General features: G+C 68.3%; 16 protein-coding genes and 1 pseudogene. 11 read left to right on the top strand and 6 right to left on the bottom strand.

Features of this window, described 5'->3' with window-relative positions:
- Positions 1-15: 15 nt before the first annotated feature.
- Positions 16-924 carry a universal stress protein gene (locus ACZ50J_RS12205; RefSeq protein WP_464297434.1) on the bottom strand — a complete coding sequence of 303 codons (909 nt, stop codon included), beginning with the start codon at positions 922-924 and terminating at the stop codon, positions 16-18.
- Positions 925-1072: 148 nt separating this feature from the next.
- On the opposite strand from ACZ50J_RS12205, the gene ACZ50J_RS12200 reads away from it, so the two are divergent.
- Genes ACZ50J_RS12200 through ACZ50J_RS12190 form a run of 3 tightly spaced genes read left to right on the top strand, consistent with a single transcriptional unit; the run spans position 1073 to position 3951 of the window.
- Positions 1073-2815: a sensor histidine kinase gene (locus ACZ50J_RS12200; protein ID WP_464297433.1), complete on the top strand. Its 1743-nt coding sequence runs from the start codon at positions 1073-1075 to the stop codon at positions 2813-2815.
- Positions 2812-3465: a response regulator gene (locus ACZ50J_RS12195; RefSeq protein ID WP_464297432.1), complete on the top strand. Its 654-nt coding sequence runs from the start codon at positions 2812-2814 to the stop codon at positions 3463-3465. The genes ACZ50J_RS12200 and ACZ50J_RS12195 overlap by 4 nt, the downstream gene beginning before the upstream one ends.
- Before the next feature lie 39 nt (positions 3466-3504).
- Positions 3505-3951, top strand: coding sequence for a pyridoxamine 5'-phosphate oxidase family protein (locus ACZ50J_RS12190; protein WP_464297431.1), 447 nt, complete (start codon positions 3505-3507; stop codon positions 3949-3951).
- A 9-nt stretch (positions 3952-3960) separates the two neighbouring features.
- On the opposite strand, the gene ACZ50J_RS12185 is transcribed toward ACZ50J_RS12190, so the two are convergent.
- The 3 genes from ACZ50J_RS12185 to ACZ50J_RS12175 are packed head-to-tail and all read right to left on the bottom strand — an operon-like array spanning position 3961 to position 7179.
- A complete protein-coding gene (locus ACZ50J_RS12185; protein WP_464297430.1) occupies positions 3961-5361 on the bottom strand; it encodes an MBL fold metallo-hydrolase in 1401 nt (466 codons plus the stop codon).
- Complete coding sequence (locus ACZ50J_RS12180) at positions 5342-6262, bottom strand: universal stress protein (RefSeq protein ID WP_464297429.1); 921 nt, start codon at positions 6260-6262, stop codon at positions 5342-5344. Before ACZ50J_RS12180 ends, ACZ50J_RS12185 begins: the two co-directional genes overlap by 20 nt.
- Complete coding sequence (locus ACZ50J_RS12175) at positions 6259-7179, bottom strand: universal stress protein (RefSeq protein WP_464297428.1); 921 nt, start codon at positions 7177-7179, stop codon at positions 6259-6261. Before ACZ50J_RS12175 ends, ACZ50J_RS12180 begins: the two co-directional genes overlap by 4 nt.
- 178 nt (positions 7180-7357) lie before the next feature.
- Between ACZ50J_RS12175 and ACZ50J_RS12170 the strand changes: the two genes are divergently transcribed.
- The 8 genes and pseudogenes from ACZ50J_RS12170 (at position 7358) to ACZ50J_RS12135 (ending at position 14348) form a co-directional block, all read left to right on the top strand.
- Entirely contained in the window at positions 7358-8464 is a 1107-nt protein-coding gene (locus ACZ50J_RS12170) for an alcohol dehydrogenase catalytic domain-containing protein (protein WP_464297427.1), read from the top strand.
- Between the two features lie 34 nt (positions 8465-8498).
- Complete coding sequence (locus tag ACZ50J_RS12165) at positions 8499-9017, top strand: N-acetyltransferase family protein (RefSeq protein ID WP_464297426.1); 519 nt, start codon at positions 8499-8501, stop codon at positions 9015-9017.
- A gap of 37 nt (positions 9018-9054) precedes the next feature.
- A complete protein-coding gene (locus ACZ50J_RS12160) occupies positions 9055-9972 on the top strand; it encodes an ABC transporter ATP-binding protein (RefSeq protein ID WP_464297425.1) in 918 nt (305 codons plus the stop codon).
- Positions 9969-11609, top strand: a complete 1641-nt coding sequence (locus tag ACZ50J_RS12155) for an ABC transporter permease (protein ID WP_464297424.1) — start codon at positions 9969-9971, stop codon at positions 11607-11609. The genes ACZ50J_RS12160 and ACZ50J_RS12155 overlap by 4 nt, the downstream gene beginning before the upstream one ends.
- A gap of 35 nt (positions 11610-11644) precedes the next feature.
- Positions 11645-12085, top strand: a pseudogene (locus ACZ50J_RS12150) (MFS transporter); the annotation flags it as partial.
- Positions 12086-12152: 67 nt separating this feature from the next.
- Positions 12153-12998 (top strand): MFS transporter, encoded by an 846-nt coding sequence (locus tag ACZ50J_RS12145; RefSeq protein WP_464297423.1) that lies wholly within the window; start codon positions 12153-12155, stop codon positions 12996-12998.
- A gap of 4 nt (positions 12999-13002) precedes the next feature.
- Positions 13003-13437, top strand: a complete 435-nt coding sequence (locus ACZ50J_RS12140) for a pyridoxamine 5'-phosphate oxidase family protein (RefSeq protein ID WP_464297422.1) — start codon at positions 13003-13005, stop codon at positions 13435-13437.
- The gene (locus ACZ50J_RS12135) at positions 13434-14348 is read left to right on the top strand and encodes a hypothetical protein (protein ID WP_464297421.1); all 915 of its coding nucleotides are present in this window, start codon (positions 13434-13436) and stop codon (positions 14346-14348) included. Before ACZ50J_RS12140 ends, ACZ50J_RS12135 begins: the two co-directional genes overlap by 4 nt.
- Here the strand turns inward: ACZ50J_RS12135 and ACZ50J_RS12130 are convergent.
- Together ACZ50J_RS12130 and ACZ50J_RS12125 are read right to left on the bottom strand one after the other, a co-directional pair.
- A complete protein-coding gene (locus ACZ50J_RS12130; RefSeq protein WP_464297420.1) occupies positions 14341-14463 on the bottom strand; it encodes a hypothetical protein in 123 nt (40 codons plus the stop codon). The two genes, ACZ50J_RS12135 and ACZ50J_RS12130, sit on opposite strands and share 8 nt — an antisense overlap.
- Before the next feature lie 157 nt (positions 14464-14620).
- The gene (locus tag ACZ50J_RS12125; RefSeq protein ID WP_464297419.1) at positions 14621-15037 is read right to left on the bottom strand and encodes a universal stress protein; all 417 of its coding nucleotides are present in this window, start codon (positions 15035-15037) and stop codon (positions 14621-14623) included.
- Positions 15038-15043: the final 6 nt, after the last annotated feature.

The following is a 15043-nucleotide window of genomic DNA, read 5'->3' as shown; positions in this document are numbered from 1 at the left end:
TGCGTCTCCCAGGGTTCACACGGGGGTGTGGGACTTGGCGCTGGTCGCCGCGTGGTCGATGACCGCGTGCGTCACGACCGCCACTGGACAGGTCGCGTGCCGTATGACGCTCTGACTGACCGAACCCAGCACCAGCCCTACAAGCTCGTGGTGTCCTCGGGTGCCGACGACGAGCAGCGAGGCGTTATGACTGGCCTCGACGAGAGTTGCGGCGGTAGGTGCGCACTCGACGCGCATGACCACCTTGACACCCGGGTGTTGTTCGGCGGGTCCGGTGAGAACCTGCTGCAGCTGCTCCCGGTGATACTGCCGCGTAGCTTTCAGGTCGCCGCCCGGCATCGGGATGCCACTGGCGAAGTCCCACCGGTCCAGTTGCCAGCACAGGATTGCGACGAGCGGCACCTTCATGCGGGCTGCTTCGGCGAACGCGAAGTCGAGCGCGGCCACCCCGTCCGGTCGCGGATCGACTCCGACGACGACCGGCCCCCTGGCCGCGCGTTCCTTGGCAACGTCCCGAACAACCAGTACAGGACAGTGCGCCGCGGCGGACACCTGGGTGGTCACCGAGCCCAGCACCGCTCCACGCACGGCGCCCATACCCTTGGTGCCCAGGACAATCTCCGCGGCGACCGACGAGACCTCGACGAGGGCGGCGGCCGGCGCATCACCCGGCTGAGACCAGGTCACCGGAAGGTTCGGATGGTGCCGGGCCACGACGCCGACGGCTTCGTCGGTGACGTTGTCCATCGGCTCACGATTCGGTGCCAGGTCGTAGATCGACATGTGCGCACCCACCGCGTGCATGATGTGCAGCGGTCGGCCGGATCGGTCCGCGCGATCGGCAGCCCACCGCAAGGCGTTCCAGCCCTGCGCGGATCCGTCGACGCCGACGACGATCGCATTCGTGGGGACTTGGCTGGTCATGGTGAACTCCTTTGCATGCCACAGTCGCCCTGGGCGACCACAGTCGGTGCTGACAACACCACTGTCCGCGACGACAGACCGAGTGATCGAGGGCCAAAGGTCCCGACACCGGTGCGGGGACCGGCAATCTCGTTCTACGGTGTGTCGTATGCCAAGCCCGCACGACAGCTCCAGCGGGACCCGCCCCTTGGTGACGTCCGCTGCACTCGACCTCGACGACCTGATCGGCGAGCTGCGCGCGCGAGCCGAGGCCTCTACGAAGTCGAACGAACGACTCGCCCACCTGCTGGACGCAGTCGTGGCGGTCACCGCGGACCTCGACCTCGAGGACGTCCTCTCCCGCATCGTGAGAGCAGCCTGTGAATTGGTGGATGCGCACTTCGGCGCGCTCGGGGTGCTGGATCGGGATCGAGAGCATCTCGTCGAGTTCGTGACGCGCGGACTCACACCGGAGGAGCACGCCGCGATCGGCGACCTGCCGCACGGCAAGGGCGTGCTCGGCCTGCTGATCCGCGAGCCGCACCCGCTGCGGCTGGCCGACCTGTCGACGCACCCGGCGAGCTACGGCTTTCCGCCGCACCACCCACCCATGCACACCTTCCTCGGCGCTCCCGTCCGGATCCGCGACGAGGTCTTCGGCAACATCTACCTCACCGAGAAGGCCAACCACGAGGAGTTCACCGCCGACGACCAGTCGATCCTGGTCGCCCTCGCGGCCGCCGCCGGGATAGCGATCGACAACGCGCGGCTGTACGAACGAACCCGCCGCCAGCGTGCCTGGGTGGAGACCAGCAGCGAACTGAGCCAGCGACTCCTGGAAGGCTCCGCCGAGTCGGACACGATGCGCTTCCTCGTGGGAGCCGCGGTGGAGCACTCGTATGCCCGGAACGGCTTCGTGGCATTGCACGACGAGATAGGTAGATTGCACGTCGTCACCGGCGATCCGGGACACGACGGCGACGCGAGCGACATCCTGCTGACCGCGCCCGGCTGGCGCAGCCTCGTACAGTCGGGGGAGCCCGTGCTGCTGCGTGACGTCGAGGCCGCTTCCGACGACGAGCTCTTGACCGAGCTCACCTCCGTGCTGGGCGACGGGCACGGCGAGGTGGCCGTGCTTCCGGTGGTTGTGGGCACCAACGATGTCGGCGTGCTCGTCATGGTGTGGAACAAGGACAGTTCCTCCACGGCAACCGAGATGCTGGAGTTGCTTTCGGCCCTCGCCACCCAGACCGGCCTCGCACTCACTGCATCCCGAGCACAACACGACCGGTCAAGGCTGACCCTGCTCGAGGATCGGGACCGCATCGCCCGCGACATGCACGACCACGTCATCCAGCGACTGTTCGCCACCGGGCTGTCGCTGCAAGCGGCGAGTCATCTGGCGACTCATCCGACGGTCCGTGCGCGCGTCAACGACGCCGTCGACGACCTGGACCTGGCCATCAAGGACATCCGGCACGCGATCTTCGAGTTGCACGACGTCGCCGCGGCGACGGCATCGCAGGCTGTGGAAGGCGTGGTCATCGACCTGTCGGAGGCGCTCGGCTTCCGCCCCGACATCGCGATGCACGGCCCGATCGATCAGTTGCCGCCGGAGATCGCCGCCGACGTCCTTGCGGTGGTCCGTGAGGGATTGTCGAACATCGCTCGCCATGCTGCCGCCGACCATGCGTCGGTGTCGATCCAATGCGGGCCCGAACTCACCGTCACCGTGAGGGACGACGGACACGGGATCGCGGCCGGCAGTCGTCGCAGCGGGTTGGACAACCTCGCCGACCGGGCACAGGTCCGCGGAGGTTCCTTGAACATCCACCCGGTGACCCCGACCGGCACCGAACTGCGCTGGCAGATCCCACTCACCGAACCGGTCAAGGAGGCGCTCAGCCGATGACGACCAAGATCTTCCTGCTGGATGACCACGAGGTGGTGCGGCGGGGTATCCGGGACCTGTTGACGATCGAGCCTGATTTCGACGTCGTCGGCGAGGCAGGATCCGCCACCGACGCGCTGCGCGAGATCGTTCTCAGCCGGCCCGATGTGGCACTGCTCGATGTCCGGCTGCCGGATGGTTCGGGCATCGACGTCTGCCGGGATGCCCGGTCCGCGTTGCCCAGCATGAGGGCAATCATGTTCACGTCATACAACGACGCGCGCGCCCTGCAAGCCGCGGTGCTCGCCGGCGCCGCCGGTTATCTGCTCAAGGACATCAAGGGGCCGAGCCTGGCCGACGCGGTGCGCTCGGTCGCAGCCGGTGAGAATCTGTTGCGCGAGGACGAGGTCGACCGGTTGCGTGCGTCCTGGCAGCAGCCCGACCCCGCCGATCCAAGACTGACCGAGCTCACCCCTCAGGAGCGCCGCATCCTGGACCACATCGCGGCAGGCATGACCAACAGGCAGATCGCCGACGCGCTCCACCTGGCGGAGAAGACCGTGAAGAACTACGTCACGTCCTTGCTGGCCAAGCTCGGTATGGAACGGCGGACCCAGGCCGCAGTCTTCGCAGCCACCCACACCGATGATCGTCGAGACCGGGACCAATGACCCTGTGCGAGCCCTGACCCGCGCTGCACCCTCGGTCTCATGAACACCACGAGCAGCTTTGCAGACACTCAGGAACTGTCGGTCTCGGAGTGCTGGGCGCTGGTGCGCTCGGTGCCTGTCGGACGTCTTGCGGTGACCCTCGACGGTCACCCGGACATCTTCCCGGTGAACCACCTGGTCGACCAGGGATCGATCGTGCTGCGGACCGGCCGCGGCACCAAACTGACCGCGGCCGATCATCAGCGCGTCGCGTTCGAGGTCGATGGGTATGACGTCGGTCGCGCGCAGGCATGGAGTGTGGTGATCAAGGGCGTCGCCAGGTCCGTCGAGCGGCTGCACGACGTGGTCGACGCATTGCAACTGCCGATCTTCCCGTGGCAGGACGGACCAAAACCCAGTTTCCTGCGCATCGAGCCGGACACGGTCACCGGTCGCCGGATCCAGGTCCGTGGTGGCCAGGTGAACGTGCGGCAGCACGAGGAGTGACCCGTTCGCTCAGCCACCGAGGCTGACCGTCTCGCCGAGTGCGGGCGTGACCACGCACCAACCGGTCGCCTGACGGATCGTCCGGGCGAGCGTCTGCCGTGACTGCTCCTCGCCGTGCACCAGGTAGACCACTTCGGGCGGTGAAGGCAACTGCTGCAGCCACGCGAGCAGCTCGTCGGCGTCGGCGTGTACGGAGAATCCCTCGTCGGTGACGATGGTGGCCCGGACCGGGAGGTATCGACCGTAGAGCTTGAGTTCGGTCGCACCCTCGGCGAGCAGGCGCCCGGGTGTCCCGGTGGCCTGGTAGCCGGTGAGCAGCACCGTATGGCGGGGGTGCGGCAGCATGCTCATCAGGTGGTGGACCACGCGACCGCCGCTCGCCATGCCGGATGCGGACACCACGATCGAAGGCTCGGGTGGCATGTTCAGTGCCATCGACTCCTCTGCGGTGGGTGCCAGCCGCAGGTCGAGGTCACCGGCGATCTGCCGTGGCAGGTCGGCGCGCAACTCGGATCGCAGATGGGGGTCGCGGTAGATCTCCCACGCCGCCAGCGCCATCGGGCTGTCGACATACACCGGCACCCGTGGGATGGCACCGGCGTGCGTCAGCTCACTGAGCGTACGGAGCACGATCTCGGTTCGGTCCAGTGCGAAGGCCGGGATGAGGACCGAGCCGCCACGCCGGATCGTGTCGCGCACCGAACGGGCCGTCACGTCGTGCGACGCTGTTGCCGGTGGATGGGCCCGGTCGCCGTAGGTCGATTCCAGGACAACGGTGCGGGCGGCGGGCGGTGGTTGCCGTGGCAGCAGGATGGGATGGTCAGTGCGTCCGAGATCGCCTGAGAACAGTACGGTTTCGCCACCCAGGTCGACCAGCGCGGAGGCGGCACCGAGGATGTGACCGGCTCGACTGAAGGTGACCGTGATGTCGTCCGCGATCGTTCGGGCAACTCCGTAATCGACCGGCGTGAGCAGCTTGATCGCGGCCTCCACCTCCGACGCCCGATACAACGGGGCGGGCTGCCGGTGGCGGCTGAAGTGGCCGGTGAACGCAGCCCGCGCGTAGTGCTCCTGCAGATGCGCGCTGTCTCGAAGCACGAGCGGCGCAAGGCGCTGGGTCCCCGGCGTACACCAGACCGGTTGTCGGTAACCCGCGCGGGTCAGTAACGGCAGCCGGCCGCAGTGGTCGAGATGCGCGTGTGTCAGCACGACCCCGTCGAGATCCGATGCGGCGAATCCCAACGGTTGCCAGTTGCGCTCGCGCCAGCGCCGCTCGCCCTGATACATGCCGCAGTCGACGAGGAGCTCTCGGCCGCCACGGCGCAGCAGGAAGGCGCTACCGGTGACCGTGCCCACGCCGCCGTGGAAGGACAAGGTGACCGGGACGGTGTTAGCGGGCAAGACGCTCACCGCTCGCATCGTCCGCCGCCCGCAGGTCGCTGAAGCGTCGCAGTGTGCCTGCTCGCACGACCAGGACCGGGCAGTCGGTGCGCCGCAGGACTCGCTGACTGACCGAGCCCAGGACGGCACCTGCCGTCTCGTGGCGACCGCGGGCGCCCAGCACAAGGAGGAATGCGCGGTGACCATGCGTGATCAGCAACTCGGCCGGGTCACCACCCGTGACCTGGACCCTCACGCTGATCTCGGGGTAGCTGCGTTGCACGGTCGCCACCATCTCCTCGATACGAACGCGTTCCACGAACCCATAGTCCGTTGCGTGGACGGCGATGAGCGCACGATGGTGCTGGGCGGCGGCGCGGAACGCAGCCCGTAGCGCGTCGCTGTCAGTGGGGTGACCTTCCAGTCCGAGCACCACGGGTCCGGGCCGGTCAGCTGGCCGCGTCGGTCCGTGCACGATCGCGATCGGGCAGTGCCCGTCGGCGATCAGTTGCACGGCGGTCGAGCCAGTGAGGACCTGGCGGATGGCGCCGCGCCCGCGCGTGCCGACGACGACGACCGTGGCGAAACGCGACGCCCAATCGAGCGCCGGCAGCGCCGCCCCGTAGGGCTGGCTCCACGAGACGCGGAGGCGCGGGAAGCTGTCGGCCAGGGCACGGTGTGCATCGGTGACGCACGCTGCGGGAGTTGGTTCGAATCCCGTCGGCGCTGGCAAGTCCGGCCACAGGGCCGGCTGCACGGCGTGCAGCAGATGCAGCGGACGGCAGGAGGCGTCGGCTTCCGCGGCCGCCCAGGCCAGCGCTGCCATGCTGTCGGGCGACTTCTCCAGGCCGACCACGATCGCGTGAGCCGGGATCGGGGCGCCGCCGGGCGGGCCGTCGTCGGTCACCTGGGGCAGGGATGGCGCAGTCACGACGATGCCCTTGCGGTCGACTCTGGCTCGGGCGCAGCCAGGGCAGTCCGGCCACCACGGACCACCAGCACCGGGCACGTCGCACCACGGACCACTTGCTGGCTGACCGATCCCAGGACCGCACCGCCGATCTCGCCACGGCCACGCGCGCCGACCACCAGGAGGGCAGCGTTGGCGCAGTGCCGCTCAAGCGTCTGCGCGGCACCCTCGTGCGCCGCGTACGTGGTGACCTCCACCGTTGGATGGCGGCGCGATGCTGCCGCGACCGTGCGGCTCAACAGTGCGTCCTCGTGCTGCTGGGCATCCTTCTCCGGCCGACCCTGCAGCTCGATGTGGTCCACAACGGTCGAGGCGTCCACTTGCCAGGCGTGCACGACGACCACGTCGACCCCTCTGCTGGCGGCCTGTTCGAAGGCAGTCTCCAGGACCGCTTCCTCGTCCTTGTCGTATCCGATCCCGGCGACGACCGGGGCATCGGGTCGGGGCAGGGGTGTGCCGGAGCGGAGCACGGCGACCGGGCAGTGAGTGCGAGCGATCAACTGAGTAGTCACCGATCCGAAGACCGCTTCGGCCACGGCCCCTCGACCCTGGGATCCGACCACGGTCAGTCGTGCTGCGTCGGCACCTTTCGCCAGCCAGGACGCCGGGTCACCGGCATGCTCGGACCAGGTCACGACCAAGCCGGGATCCCAGTCATGAAGCATCGCCAGTGCATCCCGGACGACCGGTTGCTTCGGGTATGCCTCCTGCGGACCCGCGACCAGCCGCACCCAGGCCATGTCGTCCACGACATGCATCAGGTGCAGGGGCCACTGCCGTCGCTGCGCTTCCGTGGCGGCCCAGCTGAGCGCACGCGCGCTCTCGGCAGATCCATCCAATCCGACCAGGACCGCTCCGACCGGGACATCGGTGTCCATCAGAGTCTCCTTCCGTTGCTGTCGTTCGCCTCCACGGTCGGCCCGTCCCGGGGCGTCGGGCCAGGGACGAACGTCCCGCGTCTATTCGCCACAGGAGGCGGGCCGTTGGTCCCTGTCCACCGTGATCGCCGAGGCGTGCACTGGTCATTGGCAGAACACCGAGCGAAGGAGGTTCGCGATGACGATCCACAGTGAATCCGCGGCCGCACCGGAGCAGTCCGCCCCCGGTTCCACGACGCAGTCGATGCGGGCGGTCGTGTATGACGGTGCCGGACACGTGTCCTGGGACCAGGTGCCGAGGCCGGTGCTCGAAGCCGATACGGACGTCATTGTCCGGGTCGACGCGGTGACGATCTGCGGCACCGACCTGCACATCCTGAGCGGGGACGTACCCGAAGTCACACCGGGCCGAATACTCGGCCATGAGGCAGTCGGAACGATCATTGCGGCCGGCTCCGGGGTGACCAGTCGCGGCGTCGGGGACCGAGTGCTGTTGTCCTGCATCACGGCGTGTGGCAACTGCGACTACTGCCGCGTCGGTCGCTACGGCTTGTGCCGCGGCGGTGGCGGCTGGATACTCGGCCACACGATCGACGGCACGCAGGCCGAATACGTCCGTATCCCGTTCGCCGATCGATCGACCCACCCGATCCCGTCGGGTGTCTCCGACGAGGAGGCCCTGATGCTCGCCGACATCGGCCCGACGGGGTATGAGGTCGGTGTCCTCAACGGCAAGGTGCAGCCCGGCGACACGGTTGTAGTGGTCGGCGCCGGACCGATCGGGCTGTCGGTCATCCAAAGTGCCCGACTGTTCAGCCCGTCATGGATCATCGCCGTCGACCGAGCTCCGTCGCGGTTGGAGGCTGCCCGGCGCTTCGGCGCCGACGTTGTGGTTGACAGCTCCGAGGACGACCCCGGCCCACTGGTCGGGGACTTCACCAACGGACTCGGCGCCGATGTCGCCATCGAAGCGGTCGGCACCGCGGCCACGTTCGAGATGTGTACTCGGTTGGTGCGGCCCGCGGGCCGGATCGCCAACGTCGGAGTGCACGGCAGCCCAGCGACCTTGCACCTGGAGCAGCTGTGGCCGCGTGACGTCACGATCACCACCGGTCTGGTCGACACCGCATCGACACCGACGTTGATGCGACTCCTGCAGCGCCGGCTGCTGGGCACCGAACAGTTCGTGACGCACCACTTCGCCATGGACCAGTTCGCCGAAGCGTATGACGTCTTCGCCCGTGCCGGTGAAACCAATGCCCTCAAGGTCGTGCTCACCCGCTGAACAGACGACCATCACCATTCACGGGAGGTATCTCATGCACCCTCTTCAGGTCGACGTACGACCGTTGCGCCCCGGGGACATTCCCGCGTTGCGTGCGCTGTTCCACCGATGGAGCGACCAGTCAAGGTACGAACGCTTCTTCTGTATGTCGCCACGCATTGCCGACGACTACGTCGACGCCCTGCTAGACCCCGGGCGGACCTTGTTCGCCGTCGTCGCAGTCAGTCCCGCAGGCAAGGTCGTCGGCGTCGGATCCACACATCGGGAGTCGGCCGACACGGGGGAGTTTGGGCTGGCCGTCGACGACGAAGAGCAGGGTCACGGCGTGGGCACCAGACTGCTGGCAGCGCTGTTGGGCAACGCAGCCAGGATGCAGCTGACGACGCTCGTCGCCTATGTCGAGGCGGTCAATCACCACATGCTGGAGGTCGTCACCGACGAACTTCCGGGCGCCGCGCGCGAGTTGCGCGACGGGATCGTCATGGTGACGGTCCCGGTCCAGGACGCCATACGTCGGTCGGACACCCACCTGCGCGAGCAGGTGCCGTCATGACCGCAAGCCGCGGGTCCCGACCAAGGACCGAGCCGCGATGAGTGCCATCAGCATCACCGACCTGCACAAGAGGTTCGGCGCCACCGTCGCGCTCGACGGCCTCGACCTGCAGGTGGCCGATGGCGAGGTGCATGGCTTCCTCGGCCCGAACGGTGCCGGCAAGTCCACCACCATCCGGATCCTGCTCGGCCTGTTCCGCCCGACATCGGGGCGGGTCAGGGTGCTCGGTCTCGACCCGTGGTCGCAGGCCGCTCCGCTGCACCGGAAGTTGGCCTACGTCCCCAGCGACGTCGCACTGTGGCCGAACCTCACCGGAGGGGAAGCGATCGACGTACTCGCCAGACTGCGCGGTGGAGTCGCGCGAGGGCGTCAGAACGAGCTGATCGAGCGGTTCCAACTGGACCCGAGCCGCAAGGGGCACACCTACTCGACCGGTAACCGGCAGAAGGTCGCCCTCGTCGCGGCGCTCGCCGCCGACGTCGGGCTGCTCCTGCTCGACGAGCCCACGCGTGGTCTGGATCCGCTGATGACCCGGGTGTTCCACGAGATCCTGCTGGAACGCAAGCGGGAGGGCCAGACAGCGCTGCTGTCGAGTCACATTCTGAGCGACGTGGAGGAGATCGCCGACTCGGTGACGATGCTGCGCGGCGGTAGGGCCATCACGAGCGGGACGCTGCGGCAACTGCGCCGGATCGCACAGACCGGCGTCCGCTTGGACCTCCAGAGCGGTGTCACCCGCCGTGAGCTGGCTGCCCTGCCCGAGATGCACAACGTCTCGGTGGGTGACCTGCCAGGGCCGGGGCCGGTGCGGAGCAGGCTGACTTTCACCGCGGCGCCGGATCAGGTCGGAGCGCTCATCGCCACGCTGAGCACGCACGGCATCACGGCGGTCGTGTGCACCCCGCCGTCGTTGGAGGACCTGTTCCTCCAGGAGTTCGAGGACGACGCCGCGTGAGCACGACACGAAGTTGGCCGTCAGTGCTCTGGGTCGAGACGCGGCGAGGGGTCCGCCCGAGAAGGACCGCCGGCACGACGCCGCTGCTGGCGGCGGCGGTGCGTCGCGACCGGGTGATGATCGCCTGCACCCTGGGATTGCTGGCGATTCTGGCCGCGGGATCGGACCGGGCGACCCGCGGGCTCTACCCGGCCGGATCGCACATACCGGCCGGTCTCCTGGGCACCATGCGCAATGCCGCGTTCGTCGCGATGTACGGCCCACTGCCCCAGCCCACCTCGATCGACGCGATCGGGGTCTCGAAGGTGCTGCTGACCGGGGGTCTCGGTGTGGCGATCCTGGCCCAGATGATCGTCCGGCGTCATACGCGAGCGGAGGAGGAGTCGGGGCTGGCCGAGCTCATCGCGGCGCAGACGGTCGGCCGTCATGCACCTTTGACCGCTGCACTCTTGCTCGCCGCGGGAAGCGCCGTCGCCTGTTCGGTTGCCGGGGCTGCTGCGCTGGTCGTGGTCGGCGCGCCCGTCGGGGGAGCGCTCGACTTCGGCCTGTGCTGGGTGGTCATCGGACTGACCGGCGCCGGACTGGCTGCCGTCGGCGCTCAGGTCGCCGGCAGTGGCCGTGGGGCCGGTCAATTCGGACTCATCGCGCTGGCCGTCCTCTACCTCGTCCGGATGATCGGTGACACCACCGCGGCGCCGGTGAGCTGGCTCAGTCCCCTTGGCTGGGCGAGCCGGTCGGAGCCGTTCGGCGCGAACCACTACTGGGTCATCGTGCCGGGTCTGCTGCTCTTCGCAGTGTTGACGCTGGCGTCATACACCTTGCTCGACCGGCGAGACCTCGGAGCCGGCCTGCTACCGCAACGCCGCGGGGCCGCGCACGGCCGCATCACCGGAAATGCCGGCCTCGTATGGCGACTGCTGCGCAGTACCGTCGCCGGATGGATGGCCTGCTTCGCATTACTCGGCATCGTGGTGGGTAGCTTGACCGGTAGCCTCTCCGGCTCCTCAGGCGCTGCCGTGGAGCGGATGTTGCGCTCCCTCGGTGCCGGTCACGGCTCGCTGATCGATCTGTACCTCGCGACCGAGATCTCGGTCGGTGCCTTGATCGCGACCGCCGCTGGCATCACGGTCATCAGCCATCTCGCCACCGAAGAGCGTGCCCGCCGGCTGGACTCCGTGCTCGCGAGCCCGGTCAGCCGATCCAGGATGCTCACGCCGTATGTGTGCTGGGCGTTTGCGCTGCCGGCCGGATCGATGGTCGTGTTCACCGCAGTCATCGGGCTGACCGACCGTCTCACCGGCTCCGGGGCTCACGCGAGCATCGGCCCATTGCTCCGGTCGGGCGCCGCGACCTTCCCGGCCATGTGGGCGACCGTGGCCGTCAGCATCCTGCTGTTCGGCGTCGGGCACCGCTGGACGCCGATCAGCTGGGCCGTCCTCGTACTCGCAGCGGCCGTCGCTCAGTTCGGTGACCTGTTGTCGCTGCCTGCGTGGCTACGAACCTGGTCCCCGTTCGATCACCTGGCCGCCTTCCCGGCGGACAACCTGCCCCGCACGAGCCTCGCCGCACTCACTGTGATGGCCGCGCTCGCCCTCGCCGGGGGCATCACCGCATACCTGCGTCGCGACGTCGAGTGACGTGGACGCCTGGCACACCGAAGGAGTAGTACGACATGATCGATTCTTCGCCCTCAGCAAGACCGGTAGGTTCGCCACGACCGGAGCCGAATCCGCAACCATGGGTTCAATTGGCAATGGTGACAGTGGGATTCGCGGTCAACTTCTGGGCCTGGGCATTGATCAGCCCGCTGGGCCCGCTGTTCAGCCCGGACCGGGCGAAACTGCCGCCGGCCGGGTACCAGAAGGCGCTCGGCTGGTTGCCGTTCAGCGAACATCAGCCGTTGACGGCGAGTCAGGCCACCCTGCTCGTGGCCGTGCCGGTGGTCGTCGGCTCGATCGGACGGATCCCGGTCGGTGCGCTGACCGACAAGTGGGGAGGACGGATCATGTTCCCGCTGGTCTCGGCGGCCACGATCGTTCCGGTGCTGGTGATCGGCCTGTGGGCGCAGCGCTCGTTCGGTGCCCTGCTCGTCACGGGAGTCTTCCTCGGTATCGGCGGTACCGCATTCGCAGTGGGTGTGCCGTTCGTCAACGCCTGGTTCCCCCCCGGAGAAGCGAGGTATGGCGATCGGCATCTTCGGCGCGGGGATGGGCGGCACCGCGATCAGCGCTCTGACCACGGTCAACCTCTTCAAGACGCATGGTCAGTCGGCGCCGTTCGTCATCGTCGCTCTCGTGCTGGCTGCCTACGCGGCGGTCGCCTGGCTCGTGCTGCGCGACGCGCCCGGGCGCGTCATACCCGCCGCACCGCTCGGCCCGCGCCTCGTGGCGACCGCGAAACTGCCGATCACCTGGCAGGCCGGTGCGCTCTACGCCGTCGGGTTCGGCGGGTATGTCGCGTTCTCGGTCTTCCTGCCGCTCTACCTGAAGAACTCCTACGCACTGTCGGCTGCGGACGCCGCCAGCAAGATGGCCGGCTTCGTCGTCATCGCTGTGATCATGCGCCCGGTCGGTGGCGCTCTCGCGGACCGGATGGGCTCGATCTCCGTGTTGGCAACGTGTTTCACCCTGGTCGCGGCCGGTGCTGCGATCGCTTCGGCAGAACCACCGCTGCGCGGTTACGGCACGCCGGTCTTCCTGATCATGGCCGCCGCGCTGGGCGCCGCGTCCGGTGCGACCTTTGCGCTGATCGCGCAAGTGACCGATCCTGCCCGCGTCGGCGGCGTCACCGGCCTGGTTGGTGCCGCCGGCGGCCTGGGTGGTTTCGTGCCACCCCTGGTGATGGCCTACATCTACAGTCAGACGCGGTCCTACAGCATCGGGATGTTGCTGTTGGCGATCAGCGCCATCGTGACGGTCGGGCTGACCGTCACCGTCGTCCGGCGCACCGCGCTCACCGTGCCGGCGAGGACTGCCCCGGCAGGGACCAAGGGCCCTGCCGTCAGCGAGATCGGGGAGCCAGAGTAGGGCCATGCAGGCATCAACTCACCCCCGCACACAGATCCTCACGACCGCGCAATGCATGGAGTTGCTCGGCAGCTCACCCATCGGTCGCTTGGGCGTGATCGTCGCCGGCCGGCCGGAGATCTATCCGGTCAACCACACCGTCTTCGACGGGAACATCCTCTTCCGTACCGGCTCCGGCACCAAGCTGGATGCGGCCGTCGACCAGCACGTCTCGTTCGAGGTCGACGGACTCGACGCGGACACGAAGACGGCGTGGAGCGTGCTGGTGGCAGGAGTCGCGGCCGAGATCGCCGAACTGCACAAGGTGCTGGATCTGCTGCGCCTGCCGGTGTTCCCGTGGGAGCCGGGCGCCAAACCGCATCTGCTCACGATCCACCCGGAGTCGATCACCGGCCGGCGATTCACCGCGGTGGACCTGTTGCGCACCTTCGTCCTGTGACGGTTCGTCGGGACGCCCTTCGTAGGGCCTTCGGCACCTGCACCGGTCGTGGTGGCCGTCGAGACGGACGCAGGTTGCGGTGGCTGGGCGGGGGGCTGCTCGCCCTGGGCGCCGGACTGGCGGCGACGTCGGTGCTCGGTCCACTGGTCACTGGGGTGATCAAATATCGCGTGACCGATCTGATGGTCAGCCAGCTGAAAGGTGCCGATGCGGTCTCCCTGTTCGTCGTCGCACCCGGTTGCATCGCCCTCGGGATCGCGGCGCTGCGCGGCCATCGGATGGCGGCGCCGCTCGCGCTCGGCCCTGCGGCATACACGGTGTACATGGCCGCCGAGGTCATCATCGGACCGGACTACGCCGGCATACCGGGCAACGTCGAGCGGTTCTTCCCGCTGCTGATCGGGCTCTTCGCCGGGGCGGGTGCGGTCGCCGTCGCGGCCTGGACGATGACCGAACCGTCGGCCCTCCCGGCTCTGTCGGTCCGGCGCGCCCGGGTCACCGGTGGCGTCCTGGTCGTCGCGGCCGTGCTGTTGATGGTGGGGCGGTACGTGCCGGCGCTGTCGGACGTGATGAGCGATCACCCGGCGAGTGCGGCATACCTGGCGAGTCCGACCATCTTCTGGACGATCGCGCTGGAGGATCTCGGCATCGTCATACCCACCATGTTCGTCGCGGGCATCGGCACCTGGCGACGCGACCGCTGGGCGGCGCGCGCCCGCGTAGCCGTCGTCGGCTGGTCGGCGCTGGTGCCTCCCGCGGTGGTCACGATGGCGATCTTCATGTATGCCGACGGGCAGCCCACCGCTTCGTTGCCGGACATCGCGGTGCTCTCCGCGCTGGCGCTCGTGATGCTCGTGCCGGCGGTGCTGTGCTACGAGCCGTTGGTGCGCAAGGCACCCGATGTCAGATGAACAGCAGTTCTCTGTCGATGAGGGTGATGGACCAGTCGGCGGAGGCGAGCGTCCGGCGCAGTTGATTGACGAACATCGTGCCCGCCGTGCCGCCGCCGATGACCTGTCGGCTCATGAGTGGCTCCCGGATGGAGGTAACTGATGGGTTCCTCCAGTCGACTCCGCGTGCGCAGCGTCAACCCGTGACTTAGTGCCGGAGACCGCATTCGGTCCCGTTGTGCGTGGTGGCACGCCGCACGCACACTTCGGCCCGTCGGGCGCATGACGCGTATTCATCGCACCACCACCACCGGGCAGTGCGCGTGACGCACGCAATAGGCGCTCACCGAACCCAGTACGGCTTCGGCCAGTGCACCATGACCCTGGCTGCCGACGACGAGCGCTGCCGAGTGATCCGCAATATCGACCAGCACCCTTCCGGCCCTGCCCTCGCGGACGGTGATCTCAACCGGCACCGGCGTGTTCCCGAGGTGCGCCCGTGCCTTCTCCACGACGGCACGCGCCGTCTTGTCGGGCCGGTAGCCCGCGGGCCAGGGTGCCGGAACGCCATACTCGACCGGTTGTTCCCAGGTGGTGACGAGCAGCAGGGGAGCACCGGTCTGCCCCGCGAAGTGCTCGGCCCATTCCAGGGCGGCCGTTGAATCCGCCGACCCGTCGACTCCGACGACGACACGCTGTTGTTCGGACATGATGTT

This window comes from Flexivirga sp. G2 (genome assembly GCF_055397625.1).
The sequence above is the reverse complement of the archived record's forward strand: the minus strand, read 5'-3'. Positions and strand labels throughout refer to the sequence as shown.